Here is a 25,919-nt window from a genome sequence, read left to right as displayed (position 1 = left end):
GCCAAGCGTTCCCCAAGCCACTCGCGCTGCTGCCTCACCGAAATATTATTTCCATCCCCTCTCTCGCCCCCGAGCGCTCCGATCATGGCCGACCTGTTTGAAAACCCGATGCAACTGATGGGCTTCGAGTTCGTTGAATTCGCCTCGCCCACGCCCAACGTGCTGGAACCGCTGTTCGAGAAAATGGGCTTCACGCTGGTGGCCCGTCACCGCTCCAAGGACGTGGTGCTGTATCGCCAGGGCGACATCAATTTCATCATCAACAACGAGCCGCATAGCGAAGCCGCCTATTTCGCCGCCGAGCACGGCCCCAGCGCCTGCGGCATGGCCTTCCGTGTCAAGGATTCGCACAAGGCCTACAACCGCGCGCTGATGCTGGGCGCCCAGCCGATCGAGATCGCCACGGGCCCGATGGAACTGCGCCTGCCGGCCATCAAGGGCATTGGCGGTGCGCCGCTGTACCTGATCGACCGTTTCGAGGACGGCAAGTCGATCTATGACATCGACTTTGAATACATCGAGGGCGTGGACCGCCACCCGAAGGGCCACGGCCTGAAGCTGATCGACCACCTGACGCACAACGTCTACCGTGGCCGCATGGCTTATTGGGCTAACTTCTACGAACGCCTGTTCAACTTCCGTGAAATCCGCTATTTCGACATCCAGGGCGAGTACACCGGCCTGACCTCGAAGGCCATGACCGCGCCGGATGGCAAGATCCGCATTCCGCTGAACGAGGAATCGTCGAAGGGCGCCGGCCAGATCGAGGAATTCCTGATGGCGTTCAACGGCGAAGGCATCCAGCACATCGCCTTTTCCGTAGACAACCTGCTCGACGTCATCGATAGCCTGCAACTGGCCGGCGTCGACCTGATGACCGCGCCGAACGACTATTACTACCAGGCCCTGGACACCCGCCTGCCCGGCCACGGCCAGCCGGTGGACCAGCTCAAGGCCCGCGGCATCCTGCTGGACGGCACCACCGAAGACGGCCGCCCGCGCCTGCTGCTGCAGATCTTCTCGAAGACCGTGCTCGGCCCGGTGTTCTTTGAATACATCCAGCGCTCCGGCGACGACGGCTTTGGCGAAGGCAACTTCAAGGCGCTGTTCGAGTCACTCGAGCGCGACCAGATCGAACGCGGCACGCTGAAGGTGTGACGCATCCGGCCCGGCACTGATCCGGGCTGGCCCATTTCCCCTGCTTTTCCAAGCGTGTGCCGGTAAACTCTCGGGTTTTCGCCGGCGCGCACCCCTGCGTCCGGCGTTACCCGCGCCGGCGCTTTTTTCAAAGCGCCCATCCCAAAGAGGCGCGCCGCCATTCCACAAGAATGGGTAGAGGATAGACAACCCCAATGCATGCTTCAGATAGCCAAGGCACGCTCCAGCGTGGCCTGAAGAATCGCCATATCCAGCTGATTGCGCTGGGCGGCGCCATCGGCACCGGCCTGTTCCTGGGCATCGCCCAGACCATCAAGCTGGCTGGCCCGTCCGTGCTGCTGGGCTACGCCCTGGCCGGCGTCGTCGCGTTCTTCATCATGCGCCAGCTGGGCGAGATGGTCGTCGACGAACCCGTGGCCGGCTCGTTCAGCTACTTCGCCAACAAGTATTGCGGCCACTTTGCCGGCTTCATGTCCGGCTGGAACTACTGGGTGCTGTACATCCTGGTCAGCATGGCCGAGCTGTCGGCCGTGGGCATCTATGTCCAGTACTGGTGGCCGGGCATTCCCACGTGGATGTCCGCGCTCGCGTTCTTCCTGGTCATCAACGCCATCAACCTGGCCAGCGTGAAGTCGTTCGGCGAGATGGAATTCTGGTTCTCGATCATCAAGGTCGCAGCCATCGTCGGCATGATCGGCTTTGGCGGCTACATGCTGGGCACCGGCACCGCCGGCCCCGAGGCCAGCGTGGCCAACCTGTGGCAACACGGCGGCTTCTTCCCGAACGGGCTGGGCGGACTGGTGATGGCGATGGCCGTGATCATGTTCTCGTTCGGCGGCCTGGAACTGGTGGGCATCACCGCGGCCGAAGCCGACAACCCGGGCAAGAGCATCCCCAAGGCCACCAACCAGGTGATCTACCGCATCCTGATCTTCTACGTTGGCGCGCTGGCCGTGCTGCTGTCGCTGTACCCGTGGCAGAAGGTGGTGACCGGCGGCAGCCCGTTCGTGCTGATCTTCCATGCGATGAACAGCGATATCGTGGCCACCGTGCTGAACGTGGTGGTGCTGACGGCGGCGCTGTCGGTCTACAACAGCGGCGTCTATTGCAACAGCCGCATGCTGCTGGGCCTGGCGCAACAGGGCAACGCGCCCCGCGCGCTGATGAAGGTGAACCGCCGCGGCATTCCGCTGGCCGCGCTGGGCGTATCGGCCCTGGCCACCGGCATCTGCGTGCTGGTCAACTACTTCATGCCCGGCGAAGCGTTCGAGCTGCTGATGGGTCTGGTGGTGTCGGCCCTGATCATCAACTGGGCCATGATCAGCATCATTCACCTGATGTTCCGCCGCGCCAAGCGCGCCGAAGGCAAGTCCACGGCGTTCCAGAGCCTGGGCTATCCGCTGACCAACTACGTGACGCTGATCTTCCTGGCCGGCATCCTGGTGGTCATGTTCCTGACGCCTGGCCTGCGCATCTCGGTCTACCTGATTCCGGTCTGGCTGGTCATTCTTGGCGTAAGCTATCGCCTCCGGCAGAAGAACGCCGGTTCGGCCCTGCCCGCCGCGAGCGCCCAGATCCAGTAACCTGCCTGTGCGGCCCGCGCGTATCCCGGGCCGCCACCCCCTGAACCCGCAAGCCAGACGCCTCCCATGTTTGAACACATCGAAGCCTTTCCCGGTGACCCGATCCTCTCGCTCAACGAGGATTTTCAGCAGGACCCGCGTACCAACAAGGTCAACCTGAGCATCGGCATCTACTTTGACGACGAAGGCCGCCTGCCGGTCATGCAGGCCGTGGCCGAAGCCGAAGCCGCGCTGCTGTCGGACATGGGCCCGCGCCCCTACCTGCCGATGGCCGGCATTGCCGCCTACCGCCAGGCCGTGCAGGCGCTGGTGTTCGGCGAGGACTGCGCCGCACGCGCCGAAGGCCGCATCGCCACGCTGCAGACGCTGGGTGGTTCGGGCGCGCTGCGCGTGGGTGCCGACTTCCTGAAGCGCTATTTCCCGACCACGGAGATGTGGATCAGCGACCCGAGCTGGGAAAACCACCGCGTGGTGTTCGAGCGCGCCGGGTTCAAGGTCAATACCTATCCGTACTACGACGCCGAAACCGGCGGCCTCAAGTTCGACGCCATGCTGGCGGCCATCGACGCCATTCCGCAGGGCGGCATCGTGCTGCTGCACGCCTGCTGCCACAACCCGACCGGCGTGGACCTGAACGAAGACCAGTGGCGCCAGGTGATTGGCGTGCTGAAGGCCCGCAAGCTGCTGCCGTTCGTCGACATGGCCTACCAGGGCTTTGGCGCGGGCCTGGATGACGACGCCTTTGCCGTGCGCGAACTGGCCCGCCAGAACGTGCCCGCGCTGGTGGCCAACTCGTTCTCGAAGAATTTCTCGCTGTATGGCGAACGATGCGGCGGCCTGAGCGTGATCTGCCAGAGCACGGACGAAGCCAGCCGCGTGCTGGGCCAGCTGACCGGCGCCGTGCGCGCCAACTACAGCAACCCGCCCACCCACGGCGCCCGCGTGGTGGCCCGCGTGCTGACCACGCCGGCCCTGCGCCAGAGCTGGGAGACGGAACTGGCGGCCATGTGCCAGCGCATCACGCGCATGCGCCAGGCCATCCACGACCAGTTGCGCGCGCACGTCAGCGGCGAGAAGCTGTCGCGCTACGTCAAGCAGCGCGGCATGTTCACCTACACCGGCCTGTCGGCCGACCAGGTGGACCGCCTGAAGAACGAGCACGGCGTGTATGTGCTGCGCTCGGGCCGCATGTGCGTGGCCGGCCTGAACGAGCGCAACGTCGGCGTGGTGGCGAATGCCATCGGCCAGGTGCTGAAGGGCTGAGCGCTGGGGGCTGAACCGCCCCCTTCGCGCGACAAAGCGTTTTAAGCAAACAGCCACCCTCGGGTGGCTGTTTTTTTGCCCGGACGCGTGTCGCCGGTCAGACCTGCGCCTGCCCGCCATCGGCGGTAATTTCGGCGCCGTTGATAAAGCTCGAATCGTTGGACGCCAGGAATGTCACCACGCGGGCGATTTCCTCGGGGGCGCCCAGCCGGCCCATCGGCACCAGCGACGCCAGGTAGCCCAGCAGCCCGTCCTGCCCGGCCTTGGTGTCGCCGCCCAGTTCAGCCAGGCCCACCGTGTGCGTGGAACCGGGGCTCACCACATTCACCCGGATGCCGCGATCCTTGAGGTCCAGCACCCAGCTGCGGGCCAGGGCGCGCACCGCTGCCTTCGACGCGCTGTAGATGCTGAACGCCGGCGTACCCGTCGATCCGGCGATCGAGCCGGTCAGGATGATGGAACCGCCAGCGCCCATCAGCGGCAGCGCCTTCTGCACCGTGAACACCACGGCGCGGACATTGCGATTGAACGTATCGTCGAAATGCTGCGCGGTGATCTCGCCCAGCGGCGCCATGGTGCCGCCGCCGGCGTTGGCGAACAGCACGTCCAGGCGTCCATCGGCCTCGCGGATCGTCTTGACCAGCACATCCAGGTCGGCTTCGCGGGTCACGTCGCCCTGCACGCCCACCGCGCCATGACCGATGGCTGCCACGGCCTTGTCGAGTTCCGCGGCGCGGCGGCCGGTCACGTACACCTTTGCGCCTTCGCGGGCCAGGTCTTGCGCCGCAGCCAGTCCGATGCCGCTCGTGCCGCCAGTTACCAGGGCGATCTTGCCTTCCAGTCGCTTGCTCATGATGTTTTCCTTTCGTGTTGAAGAGTGGATGACGTCACTGTATGCGTTAATGTTTTCCGAATAAATGGCGACTAAACTAAATCATTATTCATCACCATGAATAATCAGGCATACTGCGTGCGGCGCCATCGCCCTACCCCTTTTTCGCCTTCCCTGCCCATGGATCAACTGCAAGCCCTGCGCGTGTTCGTGCGCATCGCCGAGTCCGGCGGTTTCAGCAAGGCCGCCGACACGCTCAACATTCCGCGCCCCACCGTCACCAAGCTGATCCAGGATCTGGAATCGCACCTGCGCATCAAGCTGTTCCAGCGGTCGACCCGCAAGGTGGTGGTCACCGACGAGGGGCAGGCGTACTACCGCCGCGCGGTCAAGGTGCTGGCCGATGTGGACGAGATGGATACGCTGTTTGCCGACGCCCGGGGCGCGCCGCGCGGGCGGCTGCGCGTGGACGTCGGGTCGTCGCTGGCCAACCTGATACTGCTGCCGAACCTGCCGTCCTTCCGCGCGAAGTACCCTGAGATCCAGCTCGAAGTGGGCGTTGGCGACCGCCATGTCGACCTGATCGGCGACGCCGTCGATTGCGTGATCCGGGGTGGCGACCTGACCGATACGTCCCTGATCGCCCGGCATATCGCCAGCCTGGACTGGGGCACCTACGCCGCCGCGCAGTACGTTGCCGCGCGTGGCAGGCCAGCGCACCCGTCCGCGCTGCAGACCGATCACGACGTGGCGGGCTATTTCTCGTCGCTCACGGGCCGCGTGATGCCCCTGCTGTTCGAGCGTGAAGGCGAGCGTATCGACGTGGACGTGCGCAGCCGGCACGGCGTGTTCGTCAACGAGAGCACCGCGCACCTGACGGCGCTGGTCAGCGGCCTGGGCGTGGGGCAGACCTTTGGCTTCATGGCCCGACCCCATCTGGAAACTGGCGCGCTGGTCCAACTGCTGCCCGAATGGCATCGCCCGCTGCACCGGTTGCACATCGTGTTCCACCCGTCCAGGAACCAGAGCGCAAGGCTGCGGGCGTTCGTGGACTGGGTGGTCGAGCTGTTCGCGCAGTACGACTGCTCACCCCGTCTCTAGACTTGCGGCGTGGGGACATCGGAGCGACCCGCAAGGCGCCACAGCAGCAGCAGCGCCGCCAGCACCAGCCCGCTGGCCACCCGCAGCGTATGCGCGATGCCCGCGCTGTCCACCAGCCAGCCCCCGGCCCACGCGCCCAGCGCGATCGACAGCTGGAAGTTCATCACGAACAGCGCCATGCCGGCTTCCCCGGCGCCCTCGGACACCTTGTCGATCCACACCTGCAACGCCACCGGCATCGCCCCATATCCCAGCCCCCACACGGCCAGCAGCAACAGCACGGGCACGAGATGGGCAACCCCGGCCTGCAGGCCCCCCAGCGGCAAGGCGATCATCGCGATGGCCACCATCAACGTGGCCCTGGCCGCGCGGCCGGCGAAGGCGCCCGCCACGAAATTGCCAGCCGCACCCACCAGCGTGTAGCCGAACAGCACCAGCGGGATCAGCGTGCCGGCCAGCTTGACCTCATGGGCCAGGAACGGCGTGATGTAGGTGTACGCGGCGAACTGCCCGATCAGCGCGATCATCATCACCAGCAACCCCAGGCGCCCGGCCGGGGTGGCCACGATGCGCCACAGCGACGCCACCTTGACGCGTTGCGTGACGCGCAGCGGCGGCAGGCACGCCAGCGTGGCCAGCAACGCGGCCACGGACAGCGCCGTGGTCAGGCCGAACGCGGCGCGCCAGCCCCAGTGCTCGCCAATCCAGGCCCCCGCCGCACCGCCCACCAGCATGCCCACCGACACGCCAGCGAAAATCACCGACGTGGCCTTGGGCGCGGCGGCCGGCTCGACGAGCCGCGAACCGATGCCCGCCCCGATGGCCCAGAATCCGCCCAGTCCGACGCCGAACAGCACGCGGCCCAGCACCAGCACGGCGAACGACGGCGCCAGCGCCGCCGTCAGGTTGGCCAGCACCAGCAATACGCCAAGCGCCCACAGCACGATGCGGCGATCGAGCCGTCCCGCCAGCACGGTCACCAGCGGCGCGGCCAGTGCCGCCAGCAAACCCGGCGCGGAGACCATCCAGCCCGCCGCGCCTTCGCTGACCGACAGGCCCTGTGCGATATAGCGCAGCAAGCCCACCGGCATGAACTCGGTGGTGCAGAACACCGCGGCGCTGAATGCGACCGCCAGCACGGCGGCCCAGTGTTGCCGGCGCGGCGCCGGTACGTCGCTGGCGCCTGCCAGCGTTCCTTGTGTGTCGAGAGCGAGCCCTGCGGGCGTCGACATGGTTGACTCTGATGACATCTTGAATCCTTCTTTGCTGCGTCATGCGGCGGCACCGTGCCGCCGTCCACGTGGGCAATGTAGGGAGCCGCCGCGCCCCCATCAACGGGCCGGCGGGCGCAACACTGCGGACCAAATTTCCGCAATGAAGACGCCCTCGGCAGCGGCCACGGCCGTCGGGGGTGCGTGCTATAGTCGCCGCCATCCCCCAGCGCCCCGCGCCTCTTTCCCCATGCCGCCATGGACAAGCTCGGTTCCGTCGATGCATTCGTCAAAGCCGCTGAAGTCCGCAATTTCAGCGAGGCGGGCCGGCAACTCGGGATTTCCGCGTCGGCCGTAGGCAAGGCAATTTCACGGCTCGAAGAGCGGCTTGGCGTGCGACTGTTTCACCGCAGCACGCGCAGCGTCACGCTGACACCGGAAGGACAACTGTTCCTGAGCCGCTGCCAGCGCATCGTCGAAGAGCTTGAAGCCGCCGAGGCCGAACTGTCGGCCGCCTCGTCGCCCAAGGGCCAGTTGCGCGTGAGCCTGCCGCTGGTGGCCACGCTGGTGCTGCCGGTCTTGAGCGCGTTCGCCCGCGAGTACCCCGACATCCGGCTCGAACTCGATTTCTCCGACCGCATCGTCAACATCATCGATGAAGGCTTCGACGTGGTGCTGCGCACCGGCGAAGCGGTGGATTCGCGCCTGGTGGCGCGTGCGCTGGGCCACTACACGCCGCAGATCGTGGCGGCGCCCGTCTATCTGGCCCGCAACGGCGTGCCGGCCTCGCCCGACGACCTGCTGCGCCACGCGTGCCTGCTGCATCGGTTTCCGTCCACCGGCAAGGTAGACCGCTGGCTGCTGCGCGAGGGCGACGACGTACGCGAGATGGACCTGCCCGCGCGGCTTACGGCCAATACCGTGGAGCCGCTGATCGCCATGGCCGAGCAGGGGCACGGCCTGGCCTATATCCCGAACTTCCTGGTGCGGCAGCAACTGGCGGACGGTCGGCTGGTGGCCGTGCTGCCCCACTACGCCACCGACCGCAAGGTCTTTCGCGCGGTGTGGCCGTCGGGCCGGCACATGTCGCCCAAGATCCGGGTGTTCGTCGATTTCATGGCCCGGCACCTGTTTCCCGACAGCGCGGACCGCACGCCGGAAGCCGGCTAGCGCAGCGCCACCTCTCGCCCTTGGCGCGTCGATTCGGCGGCCGCATCGAGCAATTCGTGCAGCCGCACGGCATCGGCGAAGGTGGGCGCCTCGTGCCTGCCTTCGCGCAAGTCCCGCGCGGCGGCCACGTAGAGTTCGGCCAGTTCCAGCACGGCCGATGGCAGGTCAGACGGCGGCAGCCGGTCATAGGCCACCGGCACCGCCATCGGCTGCAGCGGCACGTCCTGGCCGCGCGCGCCTTCGATCACGTAGTCGTCCCCCACGCCACCGAACGCGGATCGATTGGTGATACGCAGATCGCCCTCATCGCCGGTGATGTCGATGGTCACGCCGCGACCGCTGCGCTTGCCGGCTTCCACATGCACCGACACCACCGCATCGCCGGCCAGGCGCCCCCGCATCATGAGCTGGTCTGGCGCCTTGGACGGCAGCACCTCGCCGGTCTCGCGTATCGTCACCGCGCGAATCTGGTTGAGTAGCAGCGCGGAGATCCGCTCTGGCCAGCCGGTGGCCGTGAACAGCATGTCCAGGAAGTGCCCGGCATAGATGGCGATGGCGCTGGAGAAAATTCTCCTCGGGCACCGTCCAGCGCAGCGCGTCCGATCGTTCGGCGCCGAACGCATTCATGCTGACGTGGATGCGTACGGAGCGCACGCGGCCCACGTGGCCGTCGTGCAGCAGGTCGCGCAGGTAACGGTTGTGCGGCGCCAGCCGGCGCTGCAGCCCCACCAGATGCCGCACACCGGCCTGTTCGGCCAGCCGCACGAGTTCGCGCGACTGCGCCGTGGACACCGTCAGCGGCCATTCGCAATACACGTGCTTGCCCGCTGCAATCACGCGGCGCACGGTTTCCGCATGTTGTGGCGCGGTGTTCAGCACCACCACCAGATCCACCTCGGGGTGATGGATCAGGTCGTCGAGCGTCGGCACCACTTCCTGGATGCCATGGGCCAGGGCTGCAGCCTGGGCGGCATCCGCACGGGTGCTCCATAGCGCGCGCAGCGTGTACTGGGGCAACAGGTTCAGCACCCGCACGTGACCGTGGAGCGCCCAGTTGCCGATGCCGACCAGCCCGACGCGGATCGGTGCGCCATCGCGCGTGTGATTGAGAGAAGACATGAGAGTGACGGCTTTCGAGAATCGATGACCGATCGAATATAGGCGCGATCCACCCGCCGATTGCGGACGTTCCTGTCCGAAGTGAGCCAACGCCGGACCCGTTTTTCCGGATGTCCGGGCCGACTAGAGTTCTGTCACAGCCAGCGCGGCAGCCATCGCCCGCCAACGGCATCCCGCCGCGGCAGCAACGAACCCTACGGAGTCAACATGTCCAAGCTCTTCACCCCCATCCAGATCGGCCCCCACGCCATTGCCCACCGCGTGGTGCTCGCACCGCTGACACGTATGCGCGCCGAGGCTGGCGCCATCCCCGGCAAGCTGATGGCCGAGTACTATGCCCAGCGCACCTCGCCCGGTGCCTTGCTGATTGGCGAAGCCACCATCGCGGCGGCCAACGGCAACGGCTACCTGGGCGCGCCGGGCCTGTACGACGACAGCCAGATTGCCGGCTGGCGCCTGGTGACCGATGCCGTGCACGCCAAGGGCGGCAAGATTTTCCTGCAGCTCTACCATGCGGGTCGCCAGTCGAACGCCGAAGTGCAGCCGGCCGGCAGCCAGCCGGTGGGTCCGTCGGCCATTCCACACGGCGGCGTCGCCTATACCGAGTCGGGATGGGTGCCCAATACGCCCAACCGCGCGCTGGAAATCGACGAGATCCAAGCGCTGGTGGAAAGCTTCCGCCAAGCCGCCCTGCGCGGGGTGCAGGCCGGCTTTGACGGCGTGGAACTGCATGCCGCCAACGGCTACCTGTTCGACCAGTTCCTGCAGGACGGCAGCAACAAGCGCACCGACCTGTACGGCGGCCCGTTCGAGAATCGCGCCCGGTTCCTGCTCGACGCCACGCGCGCCGTGATCTCGGTCTGGGGCAGCCACAAGGTGGCCGTGCGCCTGGGGCCGAGCGGTTCATGGGGCGACATGTCCGACAGCGACCCGGAGGGCTTGTTCACCTATGTCGCAGCCGAACTCGACAAGCTCGACCTGGCCTACCTGCACCTGATCGAGCCGCGCATCGCGGGCAATATCGAAGATGACGCGCGCAACCAGCAGCCGGTGGCCGCAAAACTGCTGCGCCAGGTCTTCAAGGGCCCGATCATCGCGGCGGGCGGCTTCCACGGCGACAGCGCCGAAGCCATCATCGCCGACGGCGACGCCGACCTGGTGGCCTTCGGCCGCCACTTCATCGCCAACCCGGACCTGCCCGAGCGGCTGCGCCAGGGGCTGCCGCTGAACCCCTACGACCGCGACACGTTCTTCGGCGGCACGGCAGCCGGCTACACGGACTATCCGTTCCACGGACAATTGCTGGCGGCGTGACGCACCGCGTGGCCGCCCTGGCATGACCTGCCAGGGGCGGCCGGCCAGGGGTTGGTCTGGCAGGGGGTTGGGCTGGCACGGGGGTGGCCTGGATTACACTGCCGGCCATGCCCGACGACCGCCAGCCCGCTTCCCAGCCACTGACCTCCTGCTTCTGGAGCGGCGATGCCATGCGCAGCCGGCGCGTGGGCGAAGTGGTCGTATCGGATGGGGTGGACATTCCCGCCCCACCGGCGCGGCTGCAGGCGGACTGGGCGCGCGAGATTGCGTCACAGATGACGCTGGAGCCCGGCGATGTCGAAGTCATGCCGCTGGCGCGTGCGCGAATGCGCTGGCCCGACTACGCGCGCTGTGTGCAGGCCGTGGTCGACTGGACGGCATCGCTGGGCCTGCCCGGCCTGCTGGCCGACAGCGACGTCGCGCTGATGGCCTGCCGTGGCGCCCGCTATCACCATGACGGCGACCAGTATGGCGGCGCGGCCTTCTGCAATCTGTTCCTGAGCGACGACAACGGGCAGGATGTGTATTTTCCGGCGCTGGACCTGCGCATTCCCCTGCGTCGCGGCACGGTGCTGCTGTTCGACACCTGCCAGCCGCACGGCGTGGTGCCGCGCGGCGCAACCCGCTTCGATCCGGCCGATTTCCCGACCGACCGGGATGCGGATGCACTCGACAACACGCAGCTGTTCCTGACCTGGGAACTGCCCATCGAAGATGCCCGGGTGGCCAGCGCGCTACGCGTTGCGTTCGACCCTGACCGGGCAGCCGCCGCAAAGGTCCAGGACGAACAGGTGCGGCGCGACGGGCAAAGAGTCTGGGTATGCCCGGTCACGGGTCAATGGCTGCTGGCCGACCCGCAGACCTGATGTCACCGCAGGAAAAAGCCGGACGCGGCCAAGGCCCCGTCCGGCCTGGCCGGTTTCAGATATGCGTGAACACGGCTTCCTTCGGCAGGCGGGACTTCGGCAGGCCGGCATTGAAGTCCTTTTCACTGCGGCGACCCAGCGACACCAGCACGACGCTGGTCAGACCGCGCTCGCGCAGGTTCAGCGCCGCGTCCAGCGCGACGGCGTCGAAACCCTCCATCGGCGTCGCGTCGATGCCCAGCATGGCGGCGCCCAGCAGCAGGCCGCCCAGCGCCAGGTAGACCTGTTTTTCCATCCATTGCGGCACGTCGCGCAGCGCGTAGCGGTGCAGGTCCACGTACGACCGGCGGCTCTTGTCCTGGCCTTCGCGGGCACCGTCCGCCTTGAACCGGCCGTCGCTTTCCTCCTGCGCCAGAATGGCGCGCAGGTGGGCTTCGTCCAGATCGGCACGCATGCACAGTGCGATCACGTGCGACGCATCGACGATCTTGGGATGGTTGTACGCAAACGTGCCGGTGGCCGCCTTGGCAACCGTCTCGCGCCCTTCGGACGTCGACGCCACCACGAAATGCCACGGCTGCGAGTTGACCGACGACGGGCTGTTGTGCAGCCACGACAGCAGCATGTCGATCTGCTCCTGCGGCAGGGTCTGGCCGCCTGCGTAGGCCTTGACGGTATGGCGGGACAGGACGGCGTCGGTGAAATTCATGGTGGGCTCCAGATCATCGTTTAGTAAATCGGCTATGCGTCGCATTATCGTCGCTGCGTTATTTTCAAAAAACTGGGAAAATCCGGCAGGACTTTCACTATCAGAGTGAAAATGATCAGACTCGACGACCTCCATCTTTTCGTACGCACCGCCGCCCTGGGCAGCTTCTCGAATGCCGCCCGCGAGGCCGACCTGCTGCCCGGGCAGGTTAGCGCCGCCATCCAGCGTCTGGAGAAAGCGCTCGATATCCGCCTGTTTGCGCGGTCGACGCGCAGCCTGCGACTCACCGCCGAAGGCGAGCAGTACCTGCCCTGCGCGACCGATGTGCTGGCCATGCTGGCCGAGGGCCAGGAACGCCTGCACGGCGAGCAGCGCGCGCTGCAGGGCACGCTGAAGATCGCCGCCCCTTCGGATCTGGGTCGCAATGTCCTGCTGCCGCTGCTGACCGCGTTCCGGGAATCCCATCCGAAGCTCGTGCTGAAGCTGTCGCTGTCCGATCAGGTGACCGATGTGTTTCGAGACCCCGTGGACATCGCCATCCGCTATGGCGTCAACGAAGGCGCGCCCTACGTGGCCCTGCCGCTCGCGCCTGACAATCGCCGCGTACTGGTGGCATCGCCGGATTACCTCGCCCGTCACGGCCGGCCCGCCACGCTCGACGACCTGCCCGCGCACCAGTGCCTGCCCTATGTGCTGGGCGGGCGCGTCCACGACCGCTGGAGCTTTCCGGCCGCCGGCACCCGGCGGCAGATCACCGTCAAGGGGTCGCTGCTGTGCGATGACGCCGAGATCGCGCGGCGCTGGGCGCTGGATGGGCGCGGCATCGCCTACAAGTCATGGCTCGATGTCTGCGACGACGTCGCGCAAGGCCGGCTGGAGCTGCTGCTGCCAGACGACCCCGGCGAGCCGGTGCCGCTGAACCTGGTGTGTCCGCATCGCCGGCAGTTTTCGCCCGCGGTCAGGTATCTGCACGCCGCGCTGCGCGAACACCTGTCGGCCATGAGTGCGCGGATGCCGGCCCACCTGCGCCAGCCGGGCGTATAGCGGGGTCGCCCCCCTCAGCGACCAGGAAACACCAGCCGGAACGTGGTCACGCCATCGGGCACGGATTCCACCTGCACCGCGCCCTGGTGCAGCTCCATGATGGTCTTCACGATGGCCAGGCCGATGCCGGACGATTCGCCGGAATTGGCGCGGGCCGGATCGCCACGGAAAAACCGGTCGAACAGCCGAGGCAGGTGCTCGGGCGCGATGCCGGGCCCGGGATTGGCCACCTCGATCACCACCGTGCCGGCTTCGTCCCGGCTCCTGAGCGCAATCACCGCCGATTCGGGCGAATGGTGCACGGCGTTCGACAGCAGGTTGCCCAGCGCGCGCCGGAACAGCGTGGCATCGGCGTAAAGGGTGCCCTGCGCCTGCACCTGGATGACGATGCCGCGCGCGTCGGCCAGCAACTCGAAATAGTCGGCCTGACGGGCCAGTTCGGTCCGCAGATCGAGTTCCGCCCGGTGCATGGCCACCTGCGCATTGTCGGCGCGCGCCAGGAACAGCATGTTCTCGATCATGCGCGACAGCCGCTCGTATTCCTCGACGTTGGACGCCAGCAGCGCCTGGTATTCCTCCAGCGACCGCTCGCTCGACAGCGCCACCTGGGTCTGGCCCAGCAGGTTGCCGATCGGGGTGCGGAAATCATGGGCCAGGTCGGCCGAGAACTGCGACAGGCGCTCGTAGCGCTCGCGCAGCCGGTCGATCATCCGTTGCAGCGCACTGGCCAGTTCGTCCAGTTCCGCCGGTAGCCGCGACGGATCGACGGGCAGCACGCCGCTGGCGAACGTCACCGAGGCCGTGCCGGCCGCAATGCGCCGCAGCGGCGCCATGCCCGCGTGCAACGCCGCATAGCCAAGCAAACCCGCGCCCAGCGCCCCAAGGCATACGGCGATGGACAGCTTCAGCCGATAGTCGCGCAACAGCACGACGCGCGACGCCGCCACCTGATGGATTTCGGCCCGCACGGTTTGCGCGCCAGCACCGGTGCCCACGCGCGACTGCATGGCCAGGCCGTGAACCGGTATCGCGCGGGGCGTCTCCCATGTCTGGATGGCCGCTGGCGATGGCGGCGTGTCGGCGCCAATCGCGGCCACGGCCGGCATCGCGCCGGGCTGCGCGCCCGCCTGGGTCAGCAGCGTGCCATCCGACGCCAGCAGCCGCAGGCCGAACTCTTCGTTGCCCGCGACAATGCCGCGTATCTCCTGCCAGCGCCCGGCCTGCGCGTCGGCAGCCGGCAATTCGGCCAACTCGGCGCGCGCCCGCACGGCCTTGCGCAGCAGTTCCGAATCGTCGCGTTCGATGATCTGGGTGGCCAACGCCCGATACAGGTACAGGCCCACGCCGGCAAAGGCGCAGCCGGCGATCAGCGCGAACGCCAACGCCAGCCGCGCGGTCAGCGAGCGGGGCAGCAGACGGACAAGCGGGCGGACAAGCGAGCGGACAACCGGGCGCGCCGTCACGACGCGCGCAGTTCCAGCACGTAGCCGATACCGCGCACGCTGTGAATCAGCTTTGGCGCGAATGGGTCGTCCATCTTGGCGCGCAGGCGCCGGATGGCCACGTCCACCACGTTGGTGTCGCTGTCGAAATTCATGTCCCAGACGTGCGATGCAATCTGCGTGCGGCTCAGCACCTCGCCGCTGCGGCGCGCCAGGAAATGCAGCAGCGCAAATTCGCGCGGCGTCAGGTCGATGCGCTGGCCCGCCCGCATCACGCGATGCCGGATCAGGTCGATCTCCAGGTCGGCCACCTCGATGCGGTCGGCCTCGCGCACCGGCCCGCGCCGCAGCAGCGTACGCACGCGCGCCAGCAGCTCCACGAACGCGAACGGCTTGGCCAGGTAATCGTCGCCGCCCAGTTCCAGGCCGCGCACGCGGTCTTCCACCTCGTCGCGCGCCGTCAGGAACAGCACCGGCGTGTCCTTGTGTTCCCGCAGCCGGCGCAGTACGTCCCAGCCGTTCATGCCCGGCAGCATCACGTCGAGGATGATCAGATCGTAGTCGTCTTCCATTGCGTGGTGCAGGCCATCGGCGCCAGTGCGCGCGAGGTCCACCACAAAGGACGACTCGGCCAGCCCCTTGCGCAGGTATTCCCCCGTTTTCGGTTCGTCTTCGACCACCAGGATCTTCATCGGTCCAGTCCTCAACCATCGGCGACGCCAATCCGCCGCACTGCCAGCAGGATGGTAGCGAGTGGCGCGGCCGGTTTGGATGACAAGACTGTAATCGTTTTGACCGGAATTCACAGGGCGGCCGGTTTCTAGAATCGGCTCCATTCCTTACGATTGCCGCGCCATCGGGCGCCGGGAGAGAAAGCATGTGGATTGTCAGGCTCGCCCTGCGCCGCCCCTATACCTTCATCGTGCTCGCCATCCTGCTGTTGCTGGGCGGCGTGGTGGCCATCCTGCGCATGCCGACCGACATCTTTCCGTCGATCGACATCCCGGTGGTCAGCGTGGTGTGGAGCTACAACGGCCTGTCCGCGCAGGACATGTCGCAGCGCATTGTTACCGGCTACGAGCGGTCGCTGACGACCGACGTCGACAATATCGAGCATATCGAGTCGCAGTCGCTGCCTGGCGTGGCCGTCATCAAGGTCTTCTTCCACCCCGGCGCCGACATCAACCGTGCGATTTCGCAAGCCACGGCGGGCGCGCAATCGATTCTCAAGCAGATGCCGCCTGGCGCCACACCGCCGCTGGTGCTGAGCTACAACGCGTCGACGGTGCCGATCCTGCGCCTGGCGCTGGGCAGCGACACGCTGCCCGAGCAGGAACTGTACGACCTGGGCAACAGCTTTATCCGCACCCAGCTGGCCACGGTGCAGGGGGCGTCGGTGCCGCTGCCCTATGGCGGCAAGGTGCGCCAGGTGATGGTGGACCTGAACGTGCCCGCGCTGCAGGCGCGCGGGCTGTCGCCGCTTGACGTGGTCAACGCCATCAACGCCCAGAACCTGGTACTGCCCGGCGGCACGGCCAAGATCGGCGCGCTCGAATACCGCGTGGACCTCAACGGCAGCACGCAGACGGTGGCCGCGCTGAACGACCTGCCGGTGCGCAGCGGACCGGACGGCACGGTCTATGTGCGCGATGTGGCGCAGGTGCACGACGGCTACGCGCCCCAGACCAACGTGGTGCGGCACGACGGCAAGCGCGCCGCGCTGCTGGAAATCGAGAAGACCGGCAGCGCGTCCACGCTGACCGTGGTGGCGCAGATCCGCGCCCTGCTGCCGCACATCCTGTCCGGCCTGCCCAAGTCGCTGCAGGTGCAGCCGCTGTCCGACCAGTCCGTATTCGTCACTTCGGCCATCGACGGCGTGCTGCACGAGGCGCTGGTGGCCGCGTGCCTGACAGCCATGATGATCCTGCTGTTCCTGGGCAGCTGGCGCGCCACGCTGATCATCGCCATCACCATCCCGCTGTCGGTCCTGGCCGCGCTGATCGGGCTGGCGGCACTGGGACAGACGCTGAACATCATGACGCTGGGCGGACTGGCGCTGGCCGTGGGCGTGCTGGTGGACGACGCCACCGTGGCCATCGAAAACATTGCCCACCACCGCGAAACGGGCAAGCCGCTGGAGCAGGCTATTCTCGACGGGTCGGGCGAGATCGCGCTGCCCACACTGGTGTCCACGATGTGCATCTGCATCGTGTTCCTGCCGATGTTCCTGCTTAGCGGCGTGGCGCGCTACCTGTTCGTGCCGCTGGCCGAAGCTGTGGTGTTCGCGATGATGGCTTCGTACTTCCTGTCCCGCACCCTGATTCCCACGCTGGCGCACTACCTGCTGCGCGGCGAGTCGGTCGGTCAAACGGGCCACCGCCCCGCCACCGGACGCCTGGCCGGCCTGACCCGCTGGTTCGGCGCGGCACACCGCCGCTTCGAGGCCGGCTTCGAGCGGGTGCGCGCTGTGTACGCAGGCATGCTTGCCGCCGCGCTGGCCAGGCCGCGCCGCACCATGACGATCTTCGCGCTGGTCTGTGCGGGGTCGATGACGCTGGTGCCGTTCCTGGGCCAGGATTTCTTCCCGGCCGTGGATAGCGGCGAGATCCGCCTGCACATGCGTGTGCGCACCGGCACGCGCATCGAGGAAACCGCACGCATCACCGATCAGGTCGAGGCCGATATCCGGCGCGTGGTGGGCCCGCAGCACGTGGCGGGTATCGTCGACAACATCGGCCTGCCGGTCAGCGGCATCAACCTGACCTACGATTCGTCGCTGCCGATCGGCACGGGCGACGCCGAGATCCTGGTGTCGCTGAAGCCCGATGCGGCGCGTTCGGGCGTGCTGGTCGACCAGCTCGATGCCGCGCTGCAGAAGGATTTTCCGGGCGTCAGCTTCTCGTTCCTGCCGGCCGACATGGTGAGCCAGATCCTCAACTTCGGCCTGCCCGCGCCCATCGACATCCAGATCGTCGGCAAGGACCTGGCCGGCAACCGCAAGGTGGCAGACCAGCTGCTGCGCAAGCTGGCCGGCGTGCCCGGCCTGACGGACCTGCACCTGCAGCAGCCGGCGGACCAGCCCGCGCTGACCGTCGACGTGGACCGCACGCGGGCACTGCAGGCCGGGCTGTCGCAGCGCGAAGTGGCGCAGAACCTGCTGATCGCGCTGTCCGGCAGCGGCCAGACCGCGCCCAACTTCTGGCTCAATCCGAAGAACGGCGTCAGCTATCCGCTGGCCGTGTCGGTGCCCCAGTACGCCATGGACTCGCTGCAGCGGCTGTCGAACATCCCGCTGGGCCTGGGCGCCGATACCGTGCAACAGGGCGGCGCCGGGCAACTGGGCCAGTTCGGCACCATCGCACGCACCAGCCAGCAAGGCGTGGTGTCGCACTACAACGTGCAACCCGTGCTGGACCTGTTCGGCGCGGTGCGTGGCCGCGACCTGGGCGCCGTGGCCGGCGACGTGCAGCGCATTGTCGACCAGGCCCGCGCGCAACTGCCGGCCGGCTCGGACATCGTCGTGCGCGGCCAGGTGCAGACCATGCATGCGTCGTTCACGGGCCTGCTCACGGGCCTGGCCGCCGCCATCGTGCTGGTCTACCTGCTGATGGTGGTGAACTTCCAGTCCTGGCTCGATCCGCTGGCCATCGTCGGCGCGCTGCCCATGGCGCTGGCGGGCATGGCGTGGATGCTGTTTGCCACCGACACGACGATCAGCGTGCCGGCGCTGACCGGCGCCATCATCTGCGTGGGCATCGCCACCGCCAACAGCATCCTGGTGATCAGCCATGCGCGCGACAGCCTGGCGGCCGGCAAGAACCCCATCGACGCCGCCTGGGACGCCGGCTTCAGCCGCTTCCGGCCGGTGGCCATGACCGCGCTGGCGATGCTGTTCGGCATGGTGCCGATGGCGCTGGGCTCGGGCGGTGCCGGCGCACAGAACGCGCCGCTGGGCCGCACCGTGATCGGCGGCCTGGCCTTCGGCACCGTGGCCACGCTGGTGCTGGTGCCGGTCTTTTTCGCCGTGCTGCATGGCTGGATGGCCCGGCGCACGCGATCCGATAACAACGCCGACAACAACTCCGATAACAACTCCCCCCTTCAAGAGGGCCTGGCATGACCCGAACCGACCTCGATACCCAGGCCGCCGCGCCGCAGCCGCCTTCGCACCCGCCTTCGCAGCCGTCCCTGCAGCAATCGGCACACCCATCCCGGCGCCAGGCGCCGCGCCTGGCCCTGCTGGCCCTGGCCGGCGCCGCCGTGGCGTTGGCCCTGACGGCTGGCATCGTGCCGCGCTGGCAGGGCCACGCCGTATTGCAGCAGCGCGCGCAGGCAGCGCAGACGCCCATCGTCAGCGTGGTGCAGCCGCGCGCCGCGGCAGCCGCGCACGACATCGCCCTGCCGGCCGACGTCCGCGCCTACGAGGACGCCGCCATCCACGCGCGCGTCAGCGGCTATCTGCGCCGCTGGTACGTCGACATCGGCACCCCGGTCAAAGCGGGCCAGTTGCTGGCGGAGATCGACGCCCCCGAAGTGGCCGACCAGCTGCGCCAGGCTCGCGCCGACGAAGCCACCGCCGTGGCCAACTACCAGCTGGCCAGCAGCACGGCCAAGCGCTGGCAGGACCTGCAGGCAACCAACTCCGTCGCCCAGCAGGAAACCGACCAGAAAGTGGCCGACATGAATGCCAAGTCGGCCCTGCTGGCGGCAGCGCGCTCGAATACGTCGCGGCTGGCCCAGCTGGCCAGCTACGTGCAGATCCGCGCGCCGTTCGATGGCGTGATTACCGCGCGCAACGTCGATACGGGGGCGCTGATCGATGCCGGCAGCGCGCCGGGCCAGGGCCGCGAGCTGTTTCATATTTCGGCGGGCACCCGGCTGCGCGTCTATGCGCAGGTGCCGCAGGACGTCAGCGCGGCAATGGGGCCCGGCACGCAGGCGTGGCTGACGCTGCCGCAAGCGCCGGGCCAGCGCTACCCCGCCACCGTGGCCCGCACGGCCGGGGCCATCGACCCCGTTACGCGCAGCCTGCGTGTGGAACTGGACGTCGACAGCCAGGACGGGCACATCCTGCCCGGCGCCTACGCCCAGGTGCACCTGGAAGTCGGCAGCGCGCATGCCGGCCTGGACCTTCCGGCCAATACGCTGATGTTTCCCGCCGGCGGCCCGACCGTGGCTGTGGTCGGCCAGGACAACAAGCTGACGATCCGCCACGTGGCGCTGGGGCGCGACTTCGGCGCCCATGTGGAAGTGCTGGGCGGCCTGCAGGATAGCGATCGCGTCGTGGTCAACCCCGGCGACGGCATCGTGGCCGGCATGACGGTGCGCGTGGCCGCGCCGGCGAAGGGAGATCGGGCATGACGCTCACCATGAAACCGGTCATCAAGCGCACCTTCAAGCGCACCTTCAAGCGCTCGGCGGTCCTGCTGGCCTGCGCATGGCTGGCCGGTTGCGCCAGCGTGCCCTATCACGTCCCGGCGCTGCCGCTGCCGGCCGCTTATCACGAAGCCCAGGACGGCGGCGCCCAAGGCGCACAGCCGGACGCCATCGCGCCGGACTGGTGGCACGCATACGACGACGCCACCCTTGACGCCCTGCTGGATCGCGTCAACGTATCGAACCAGAGCCTGCTGAAGTCGCTGGCCCTGCTGCGCGACGCCCGCGCCCAGGTGGATGCCGCCCGCGCCGATTACTTCCCGACCGTTGGCGCCACGGCCAGCGTCACGAGCACGCACCTGTCAGCCAACGTACTGGGTCACTCGCTGGCGGGCAAGACCACACCCGACCACCTGCTCGGCCTGGGCGCAAGCTGGGAGCCCGACCTGTTCGGGCGCATCGGCAACAACGTCGACGCCGCACAGGCGCGCGTACAGGCCAGCGCCGACGACGTGGCCGCTGTCCGGCTCAGCCTGCAGGCCGAGGCCGCCATCGACTACTTCGGCATCCGCTCGCTGGACCGCGAGGCTGCATTGCTGCAGCAGACCGTGGACGCCTACGCGTCGGTGCTGCAACTGGTGACCAACCGCTACAAGGGCGGCATTGCCGCCGAAGGCGATGTCGCGCAGGCGCAGGCACAGGTGGAAAGCACACGGGCGCAGCTGGCCGACCTGCAACTGGCCCGCACCCAACTGCTGCATGCGCTGGCTACGCTGGTGGGCGAACCCGCCAGCACGTTCGCCCTGCCGGCGCTGCCAGCCAACACCGGCGATACCGCCAACATCGCCGGCACCGCAAGGGCCAGCACCGCCGGTACCTCCCTGCCCGCCACCCCGGCTGCCGTGCCCGCCACGCTGCTGCAGCGCCGTCCCGACATTGCGGCGGCCGAGCGCCGGGTGGCCGCCGCCAACGCGCAGATCGGCGTGGCACGCGCGGCCTTCTTCCCGACACTGATGCTGAACCTGAACGGCGGACTGGAAAGCTCGGGCCTGGCCGGCTGGCTGACCGCGCCAAGCCGCTTCTGGGCCGTGGGCCCGGCCCTGGCCGCGACGATATTCGACGGCGGCAAACGCCAGGCCGGCGTGGACAGCGCCCGCGCCCAGTTCGACGCCAGCGCAGCCGACTACCGCGAAACGGTGCTCAAGGCCGTACAGGACGTGGAAGACAACTACGCCGCGCTACGGCTGCTGGACCATGAAGCCGCCAGCCAGCAAGCCGCCGTGACCGCATCCAGCCGCGCCCTGCAACAGGCCACCGAGCGCTACCGCAAGGGCGCCGCCGCCTACCTCGACGTCAACGTCGTGCAAGCCGCCGCCCTGACCGATGCCCGCGCACTGGAAGCCGTACACCGTAGGCAGTTGACGGCGAGCGTGTCGCTGTTCCGGGCGCTGGGTGGGGGGTGGGAGGGGAAGGTAGGAAAAGATGGAAAGGAGGGAAAAGAGGGAAAGGCAGGGTGACGCAGGCACCGGCACGCGGCGGCGGACCCGGGTGGCCCGCCGTGCCAGCGTGGCGCCTACGCCCCGTTCCGCGCCGAATCGATGATGCCCAGCGCCTCGGCCTTGAGCACGAAATCGGCCAGGGACCGGGCGCCCATTTTCTTCATGGCCTGGGCGCGGTGGATCTTGATGGTGATTTCGCTCAGCGTCAGTTCGGCGGCGATCTGCTTGTTCAGCAGGCCGCGCACCACGTAGGCCATGACTTCCTTCTCGCGCGGGGTCAGTTCTTCGTAGCGCTGGCGCAGGTCCGCGTCGCGCGTGTCGGTCTGGCGTCGGGAGGCGTCGCGGGTCAGGGCGCTTTCGACGGCGTCGAGCATGTCCTGGTCGCGGAACGGCTTGGCCAGAAAATCCATCGCGCCGGCCTTCATGGCCTTGACCGACATGGCGATGTCGCCGTGGGCGGTCATGAAGATGATCGGGATCGGCATCCGGCTGGCGGCAAACTGCTCCTGCACGGCCAGGCCGCTCTGGCCTTTCAGGCGCACATCCAGGATCAGGCAGCTGGGGATCTCGGGCCTGGGCGCTGCCAGGAAGTCGGTGGCCGAGGCAAAGGTCTCGACCTGGTAGCCAACCGAGCGCAGCAGCATCGACACCGCGCGGCGCATGGACTCGTCGTCGTCCACCACGTAGACCATCGACAACCCTTCTCCGGACGGTATCGCTGTATTCATGGATTCACTTTCGTTCCGGGTGCGGTCTCGGGGCGTGGGGCAAGCGCCCCCGACGCCACGTCTTCCAGAAATCGCTGGACGGCCGCACCATCGACAGGTTTGCACAGACACGCCTGCGCGCCGGCACGCAAGGCTTCGCGGCGAATGGCATCGGTGCAGAAGGCGGTGATGAATATTACCGGAACCTGGCTGCCCTGCGCGTTCAGGGTCCGCAGCATCTCCAGCCCGCTGATCTTGGGCATCTGGACGTCGGACAGGATGCAATGCGCCTCCGCCGCCCCGCCAGCCTCCAGAAAGACTTGAGCCGATGCGTAAGTGCGCGCCTCCCAACCCAGCGATCGGACCAGCCGGGAAGTCGCCGCGCGGATGGAATCGTCGTCGTCGATGATGGCGACAACCAGTTTCTTGGCCAAGGCCCGTACCTCACAACAATCTTATGGCGCAATGGTAGCGGCCCGCATGGGTGGCCAACACTATGCCTTCGTATAGGCGTGCACCGGCCGCGACACGGCGCCGGCCGTCCCCAGCCCCCCCGCCGGCCCGGCCCCGAAAGTCCGTTGAAAGCGGTTTGAAAGCCGGCATCGGGGCCGGCCTGCCCGGACGTGCTTATGCGAAAGCCGCGCCGGTCCGCCGGAATGGCCGGCGGTGCGCCAACGGTAGTCTCAAGTCTCATTCTCCTCAGGAAGACCGACATGAGCTACATCACCACCCAGGACGGCACCCGCATCTTCTACAAGGACTGGGGCACCGGCCGCCCCGTGGTCTTCTCGCACGGCTGGCCGCTGCATGCCGACGCCTGGGACGCCCAGATGCTGTTCCTGGCGCAGCACGGCTTTCGCGTGATTGCCCACGACCGTCGCGGCCACGGCCGCTCGGACCAGCCCGCGCACGGCAACGACATGGACACCTATGCCGATGACCTGGCCGCCGTGCTCGACGCGCTCGACATCCAGGGCGCCACGCTGGTGGGCCATTCCACCGGCGGCGGCGAAGTGGCGCACTACATCGGCCGGCACGGCTCGAAACGCGTGGCCGGCGCCGTGCTGATTGGCGCCGTGCCGCCGATCATGCTCAAGACCGAGGCCAATCCCGGCGGCCTGCCGATGGCGGTCTTCGACGGCATCCGCCAGGGCGTGGCCGACAACCGCTCGCAGTTCTACAAGGACCTGGCACTGCCGTTCTTCGGCTTCAACCGGCCGGACGCCAAGGTGGCGCAGGGCACCATCGACAATTTCTGGCTGCAGGGCATGGCGGGCAGCGTGCTGGGCCACTACCTGTGCGTGAAGGAGTTCTCGGAGGTCGACTACACCGAAGACCTCAAGAAGATCGACGTGCCGACGCTGATCCTGCATGGCGACGACGACCAGATCGTGCCGATCGACGACGCCGGCCGCCTGTCGGCGAAGATCGTCAAGGGCGCCACGCTCAAGGTCTACGCCGGCGCGCCGCACGGCATGTGCATCACGCGTGCCGACGAGGTCAACGCCGACCTGCTGGCCTTCCTGAACCGCTGATCCATCGCCACCCCAACCGGAGAACCGACATGCGTCCGATTCTGGTTCGATCCCTCCTGGCCGCCACCTGCCTGCTAGGTGCCGTGACCGCCCACGCCACCGACCCGGCCACCAGCCCGTTCGCCGCCGACCGCTACGACTACAGCGTGCTGCCAGCCGCCAAGGCCGTGGCCAAGGCGCCGGCACCTGCCCCGGCCAGGTGCCACGATGGCAAGGCGGCATGCCATCCGTCGCGCTAGGCGCGCTGCCGCGCGTCACGCGTGGCGGTGTGCTGCTGATGGGGCTGGCACTGGGGTGTGCCACGGGGGTCGACTTCGTGGCCACCTCGATGCTGGCCACCGGCGCGGTGCAGATCCGCGCCGGTATCTACGCCACGCCCGACGACTTCCTCTGGTGCTTCACCGCCTATGCCGCCGCAGCCATCGTCGCCAACCTGATGTTGCGGCGCATTGCGGACCTGATCAGCTACCGCGGCTTCACGATGCTGGGCCTGGTGGTGGCCATCGCCGGCGCCCTCTTGTGCGCGGTGTCGAACAACATCGTCCAACTCTCGCTGGCGCTGGCCGTACAAGGGCTGGGCGCAGGCGGCCTGTTCGCCGCCGCGCGCACGCTGATCCAGATGATCGCCGCGCCGCAGGAACGGCCGCGCCTGCTGTGGCCGTTCGTGCTGGGCGCCATCGGCATGCTGGCGGCGGCGCCGTGGCTCACCGCCACGCTGATTCTCGATGCCAGCTGGCGCCTGATCTTTGGGGTGCAGGCCATCAGCGCCGCCGCCACGCTGTTGCTGGTATCGGTCACCTATCCGCACCGGGTCACCCCGCCCCGCCCGCCTGACATCGACGCCATCGCCGCGATGGACTGGTACACCGTGCTGCTGCTCGGGCTGGGGTCGCTGGTACTGGTGCATGGCCTGGCCGACCTGCGGCTCTATACGGCGGCCAGCACGCCCATCGTGATCGCCCGCCCGCTGGCGGGTGCCGTGCTGATGGCGCTGGCCTTCTGGCGACTGCACCGGCGTCCCGATCCGTGGCTCAACACGCATCGGCTGGGCGGCAAGCGCTACCTGACCGGCCTGGGTTTCTATGCCACGTACTCGTTCGTGGCGGGACTCTGGAACTACCTGATCCCGATCGTGCTGCAGCTTGGCCTGGGCTTCTCGTTCGAGACCACCGGCATGGTGTCCACGCTGACCGGCGCGGCGGGCGTCGTGGCGAGCATCCTGTTCGTGCTGTATGGCGCCCGCCTGCCCGGCTCGCGCCGCTGGCTGGCGCTGGGCTACGTCATGCTGGCTGGCGCCGCGTGGATGCTGGCCACGCGCCTGATGACGGACCTGTCGCTGGGGCGCGTGGTGCCGGCGTTGCTGCTGCAGAGCGCGGCGCTGCCGTTCAGCCTGATCGTCGTGGCCAAGCTGACGTTCCTGGACACGCCGCTCGACGACTTCTCGCACACCTACCAGTTCAAGAACATCGTGCGCCAGGTGGCATCGGCCGCCGGCACGGGCACCGCCGCCCAATGCCTGCAATACGGCGAGGCGCTGGCGCGTACCCACCTGGTGGCCCGGGTGGACCCCTTCGGCATCGCCCCGCTACCGCACGGCGCCGCACTGATCGGCCTGTCGCAACAGATCGACCAGCAGGCGGTACTGCTGGCCGGTGCCAACCTGCTGGCCATCGTGGCGCCGGGCTGCCTGCTGGTGGCCGGATTCGCGCTGTGGCAGCGGTGGCTGCGGTGAATGCCGAATGATGATTTGTTGCCGCCCCTCGCCCGTCTTGCGGGAGGGGGCGGCGGAGACGGCACGGCGGTTCAAAAGCTGACCGTCGCGTCCTGAAAGGCCCGCCCTCTCCCCCAGCCCCTCTCCCGCTTGCGGGAGAGGGGAGTGTAGTGGTCCAATTTCCTCAGACAGGTCGATAGGTGGAAAATCACGATCGACGAGGAAAGACGACATGACAAAGCAACGCCGCAAGTTTGACGCTGCCTTCAAGCTGGAGGT

22 protein-coding genes and 1 pseudogene are annotated in these 25,919 nt (G+C 67.8%); 14 read left to right on the top strand and 9 right to left on the bottom strand.

The window, feature by feature from the left end:
* Nucleotides 1–84: 84 nt before the first annotated feature.
* From hppD to CYJ10_RS14385, 3 genes are all read left to right on the top strand, one after another.
* On the top strand, nucleotides 85–1,158 hold the full coding sequence (hppD, locus tag CYJ10_RS14395; protein ID WP_101682181.1) for a 4-hydroxyphenylpyruvate dioxygenase: 1,074 nt from the start codon (nucleotides 85–87) through the stop codon (nucleotides 1,156–1,158).
* Between the two features lie 194 nt (nucleotides 1,159–1,352).
* Nucleotides 1,353–2,741, top strand: coding sequence for an amino acid permease (locus tag CYJ10_RS14390; protein ID WP_101682180.1), 1,389 nt, complete (start codon nucleotides 1,353–1,355; stop codon nucleotides 2,739–2,741).
* A gap of 66 nt (nucleotides 2,742–2,807) precedes the next feature.
* Nucleotides 2,808–4,004, top strand: a complete 1,197-nt coding sequence (locus tag CYJ10_RS14385; protein ID WP_101682179.1) for an amino acid aminotransferase — start codon at nucleotides 2,808–2,810, stop codon at nucleotides 4,002–4,004.
* A gap of 97 nt (nucleotides 4,005–4,101) precedes the next feature.
* Here CYJ10_RS14385 and CYJ10_RS14380 read toward each other — a convergent pair whose 3' ends face one another.
* Nucleotides 4,102–4,857: an SDR family NAD(P)-dependent oxidoreductase gene (locus tag CYJ10_RS14380; RefSeq protein WP_101682178.1), complete on the bottom strand. Its 756-nt coding sequence runs from the start codon at nucleotides 4,855–4,857 to the stop codon at nucleotides 4,102–4,104.
* Between the two features lie 159 nt (nucleotides 4,858–5,016).
* Here CYJ10_RS14380 and CYJ10_RS14375 point away from each other — a divergent pair, with 159 nt between their 5' ends.
* A complete protein-coding gene (locus CYJ10_RS14375; RefSeq protein ID WP_101682177.1) occupies nucleotides 5,017–5,937 on the top strand; it encodes a LysR family transcriptional regulator in 921 nt (306 codons plus the stop codon).
* Here the strand turns inward: CYJ10_RS14375 and CYJ10_RS14370 are convergent.
* The gene (locus CYJ10_RS14370; protein WP_180862936.1) at nucleotides 5,934–7,169 is read right to left on the bottom strand and encodes an MFS transporter; all 1,236 of its coding nucleotides are present in this window, start codon (nucleotides 7,167–7,169) and stop codon (nucleotides 5,934–5,936) included. The genes CYJ10_RS14375 and CYJ10_RS14370 overlap by 4 nt on opposite strands.
* Before the next feature lie 237 nt (nucleotides 7,170–7,406).
* Between CYJ10_RS14370 and CYJ10_RS14365 the strand changes: the two genes are divergently transcribed.
* Entirely contained in the window at nucleotides 7,407–8,318 is a 912-nt protein-coding gene (locus CYJ10_RS14365; protein WP_101682175.1) for a LysR family transcriptional regulator, read from the top strand.
* Here CYJ10_RS14365 and CYJ10_RS34735 read toward each other — a convergent pair.
* Nucleotides 8,315–8,842: a hypothetical protein gene (locus CYJ10_RS34735; protein ID WP_257993360.1), complete on the bottom strand. Its 528-nt coding sequence runs from the start codon at nucleotides 8,840–8,842 to the stop codon at nucleotides 8,315–8,317. The genes CYJ10_RS14365 and CYJ10_RS34735 overlap by 4 nt on opposite strands.
* A 259-nt stretch (nucleotides 8,843–9,101) precedes the next feature.
* A pseudogene (locus tag CYJ10_RS34730) lies at nucleotides 9,102–9,437 on the bottom strand (Gfo/Idh/MocA family protein); the annotation flags it as partial.
* A gap of 207 nt (nucleotides 9,438–9,644) precedes the next feature.
* Between CYJ10_RS34730 and CYJ10_RS14355 the strand changes: the two are divergent.
* Entirely contained in the window at nucleotides 9,645–10,751 is a 1,107-nt protein-coding gene (locus tag CYJ10_RS14355) for an alkene reductase (RefSeq protein WP_101682174.1), read from the top strand.
* Between the two features lie 107 nt (nucleotides 10,752–10,858).
* A complete protein-coding gene (locus CYJ10_RS14350) occupies nucleotides 10,859–11,617 on the top strand; it encodes a hypothetical protein (RefSeq protein WP_101682436.1) in 759 nt (252 codons plus the stop codon).
* A 55-nt stretch (nucleotides 11,618–11,672) separates the two neighbouring features.
* Here CYJ10_RS14350 and nfsB read toward each other — a convergent pair whose 3' ends face one another.
* The gene (gene nfsB / locus CYJ10_RS14345; protein ID WP_101682173.1) at nucleotides 11,673–12,326 is read right to left on the bottom strand and encodes an oxygen-insensitive NAD(P)H nitroreductase; all 654 of its coding nucleotides are present in this window, start codon (nucleotides 12,324–12,326) and stop codon (nucleotides 11,673–11,675) included.
* A 111-nt stretch (nucleotides 12,327–12,437) separates the two neighbouring features.
* Here nfsB and CYJ10_RS14340 point away from each other — a divergent pair, with 111 nt between their 5' ends.
* Nucleotides 12,438–13,370 (top strand): LysR family transcriptional regulator, encoded by a 933-nt coding sequence (locus CYJ10_RS14340; protein WP_101682172.1) that lies wholly within the window; start codon nucleotides 12,438–12,440, stop codon nucleotides 13,368–13,370.
* 14 nt (nucleotides 13,371–13,384) lie between these two features.
* On the opposite strand, the gene CYJ10_RS14335 is transcribed toward CYJ10_RS14340, so the two are convergent.
* Together CYJ10_RS14335 and CYJ10_RS14330 are read right to left on the bottom strand one after the other, a co-directional pair.
* Nucleotides 13,385–14,833 (bottom strand): heavy metal sensor histidine kinase, encoded by a 1,449-nt coding sequence (locus tag CYJ10_RS14335; RefSeq protein ID WP_257993333.1) that lies wholly within the window; start codon nucleotides 14,831–14,833, stop codon nucleotides 13,385–13,387.
* Nucleotides 14,830–15,504: a heavy metal response regulator transcription factor gene (locus CYJ10_RS14330; protein WP_101682171.1), complete on the bottom strand. Its 675-nt coding sequence runs from the start codon at nucleotides 15,502–15,504 to the stop codon at nucleotides 14,830–14,832. Before CYJ10_RS14330 ends, CYJ10_RS14335 begins: the two co-directional genes overlap by 4 nt.
* 185 nt (nucleotides 15,505–15,689) lie before the next feature.
* On the opposite strand from CYJ10_RS14330, the gene CYJ10_RS14325 reads away from it, so the two are divergent.
* Genes CYJ10_RS14325 through CYJ10_RS14315 form a run of 3 tightly spaced genes read left to right on the top strand, consistent with a single transcriptional unit; the run spans nucleotide 15,690 to nucleotide 21,705 of the window.
* The gene (locus tag CYJ10_RS14325) at nucleotides 15,690–18,932 is read left to right on the top strand and encodes an efflux RND transporter permease subunit (protein WP_101682170.1); all 3,243 of its coding nucleotides are present in this window, start codon (nucleotides 15,690–15,692) and stop codon (nucleotides 18,930–18,932) included.
* Nucleotides 18,929–20,173 (top strand): efflux RND transporter periplasmic adaptor subunit, encoded by a 1,245-nt coding sequence (locus tag CYJ10_RS14320; protein WP_101682169.1) that lies wholly within the window; start codon nucleotides 18,929–18,931, stop codon nucleotides 20,171–20,173. Before CYJ10_RS14325 ends, CYJ10_RS14320 begins: the two co-directional genes overlap by 4 nt.
* Nucleotides 20,170–21,705, top strand: a complete 1,536-nt coding sequence (locus CYJ10_RS14315) for an efflux transporter outer membrane subunit (protein WP_257993332.1) — start codon at nucleotides 20,170–20,172, stop codon at nucleotides 21,703–21,705. The genes CYJ10_RS14320 and CYJ10_RS14315 overlap by 4 nt, the downstream gene beginning before the upstream one ends.
* A gap of 56 nt (nucleotides 21,706–21,761) precedes the next feature.
* Here CYJ10_RS14315 and CYJ10_RS14310 read toward each other — a convergent pair whose 3' ends face one another.
* Together CYJ10_RS14310 and CYJ10_RS14305 are read right to left on the bottom strand one after the other, a co-directional pair.
* Nucleotides 21,762–22,415 (bottom strand): response regulator transcription factor, encoded by a 654-nt coding sequence (locus CYJ10_RS14310; protein ID WP_101682168.1) that lies wholly within the window; start codon nucleotides 22,413–22,415, stop codon nucleotides 21,762–21,764.
* Nucleotides 22,412–22,828 carry a response regulator transcription factor gene (locus tag CYJ10_RS14305; RefSeq protein WP_101682167.1) on the bottom strand — a complete coding sequence of 139 codons (417 nt, stop codon included), beginning with the start codon at nucleotides 22,826–22,828 and terminating at the stop codon, nucleotides 22,412–22,414. The genes CYJ10_RS14310 and CYJ10_RS14305 overlap by 4 nt, the downstream gene beginning before the upstream one ends.
* A gap of 279 nt (nucleotides 22,829–23,107) precedes the next feature.
* Here CYJ10_RS14305 and CYJ10_RS14300 point away from each other — a divergent pair, with 279 nt between their 5' ends.
* The 3 genes from CYJ10_RS14300 to CYJ10_RS14290 are packed head-to-tail and all read left to right on the top strand — an operon-like array spanning nucleotide 23,108 to nucleotide 25,661.
* Complete coding sequence (locus tag CYJ10_RS14300; RefSeq protein WP_101682166.1) at nucleotides 23,108–23,929, top strand: alpha/beta fold hydrolase; 822 nt, start codon at nucleotides 23,108–23,110, stop codon at nucleotides 23,927–23,929.
* Between the two features lie 29 nt (nucleotides 23,930–23,958).
* The gene (locus CYJ10_RS14295) at nucleotides 23,959–24,168 is read left to right on the top strand and encodes a hypothetical protein (RefSeq protein WP_101682165.1); all 210 of its coding nucleotides are present in this window, start codon (nucleotides 23,959–23,961) and stop codon (nucleotides 24,166–24,168) included.
* Nucleotides 24,150–25,661, top strand: coding sequence for an MFS transporter (locus CYJ10_RS14290; protein WP_101682164.1), 1,512 nt, complete (start codon nucleotides 24,150–24,152; stop codon nucleotides 25,659–25,661). The genes CYJ10_RS14295 and CYJ10_RS14290 overlap by 19 nt, the downstream gene beginning before the upstream one ends.
* The last annotated feature ends 258 nt before the right edge of the window (nucleotides 25,662–25,919 follow it).

It is taken from the genome of Cupriavidus pauculus (genome assembly GCF_002858765.1).
Lineage (GTDB): Bacteria > Pseudomonadota > Gammaproteobacteria > Burkholderiales > Burkholderiaceae > Cupriavidus > Cupriavidus pauculus_B.
Note: the sequence above shows the minus strand (reverse complement) of the source record. Positions and strands in the feature narration are given on the sequence as shown.

Bases quoted from the DNA above. Each gene is read 5' to 3' on its own strand.
- hppD (WP_101682181.1), top strand. From the start codon at position 85: ATGGCCGACCTGTTTGAAAACCCGATGCAACTGATGGGCTTCGAGTTC.
- CYJ10_RS14390 (WP_101682180.1), top strand. From the start codon at position 1,353: ATGCATGCTTCAGATAGCCAAGGCACGCTCCAGCGTGGCCTGAAGAAT.
- CYJ10_RS14385 (WP_101682179.1), top strand. From the start codon at position 2,808: ATGTTTGAACACATCGAAGCCTTTCCCGGTGACCCGATCCTCTCGCTC.
- CYJ10_RS14380 (WP_101682178.1), bottom strand. From the start codon at position 4,857: ATGAGCAAGCGACTGGAAGGCAAGATCGCCCTGGTAACTGGCGGCACG.
- CYJ10_RS14375 (WP_101682177.1), top strand. From the start codon at position 5,017: ATGGATCAACTGCAAGCCCTGCGCGTGTTCGTGCGCATCGCCGAGTCC.
- CYJ10_RS14370 (WP_180862936.1), bottom strand. From the start codon at position 7,169: ATGTCGACGCCCGCAGGGCTCGCTCTCGACACACAAGGAACGCTGGCA.
- CYJ10_RS14365 (WP_101682175.1), top strand. From the start codon at position 7,407: ATGGACAAGCTCGGTTCCGTCGATGCATTCGTCAAAGCCGCTGAAGTC.
- CYJ10_RS34735 (WP_257993360.1), bottom strand. From the start codon at position 8,842: ATGCTGTTCACGGCCACCGGCTGGCCAGAGCGGATCTCCGCGCTGCTA.
- CYJ10_RS14355 (WP_101682174.1), top strand. From the start codon at position 9,645: ATGTCCAAGCTCTTCACCCCCATCCAGATCGGCCCCCACGCCATTGCC.
- CYJ10_RS14350 (WP_101682436.1), top strand. From the start codon at position 10,859: ATGCCCGACGACCGCCAGCCCGCTTCCCAGCCACTGACCTCCTGCTTC.
- nfsB (WP_101682173.1), bottom strand. From the start codon at position 12,326: ATGAATTTCACCGACGCCGTCCTGTCCCGCCATACCGTCAAGGCCTAC.
- CYJ10_RS14340 (WP_101682172.1), top strand. From the start codon at position 12,438: ATGATCAGACTCGACGACCTCCATCTTTTCGTACGCACCGCCGCCCTG.
- CYJ10_RS14330 (WP_101682171.1), bottom strand. From the start codon at position 15,504: ATGAAGATCCTGGTGGTCGAAGACGAACCGAAAACGGGGGAATACCTG.
- CYJ10_RS14325 (WP_101682170.1), top strand. From the start codon at position 15,690: ATGTGGATTGTCAGGCTCGCCCTGCGCCGCCCCTATACCTTCATCGTG.
- CYJ10_RS14320 (WP_101682169.1), top strand. From the start codon at position 18,929: ATGACCCGAACCGACCTCGATACCCAGGCCGCCGCGCCGCAGCCGCCT.
- CYJ10_RS14315 (WP_257993332.1), top strand. From the start codon at position 20,170: ATGACGCTCACCATGAAACCGGTCATCAAGCGCACCTTCAAGCGCACC.
- CYJ10_RS14310 (WP_101682168.1), bottom strand. From the start codon at position 22,415: ATGAATACAGCGATACCGTCCGGAGAAGGGTTGTCGATGGTCTACGTG.
- CYJ10_RS14300 (WP_101682166.1), top strand. From the start codon at position 23,108: ATGAGCTACATCACCACCCAGGACGGCACCCGCATCTTCTACAAGGAC.
- CYJ10_RS14295 (WP_101682165.1), top strand. From the start codon at position 23,959: ATGCGTCCGATTCTGGTTCGATCCCTCCTGGCCGCCACCTGCCTGCTA.
- CYJ10_RS14290 (WP_101682164.1), top strand. From the start codon at position 24,150: ATGCCATCCGTCGCGCTAGGCGCGCTGCCGCGCGTCACGCGTGGCGGT.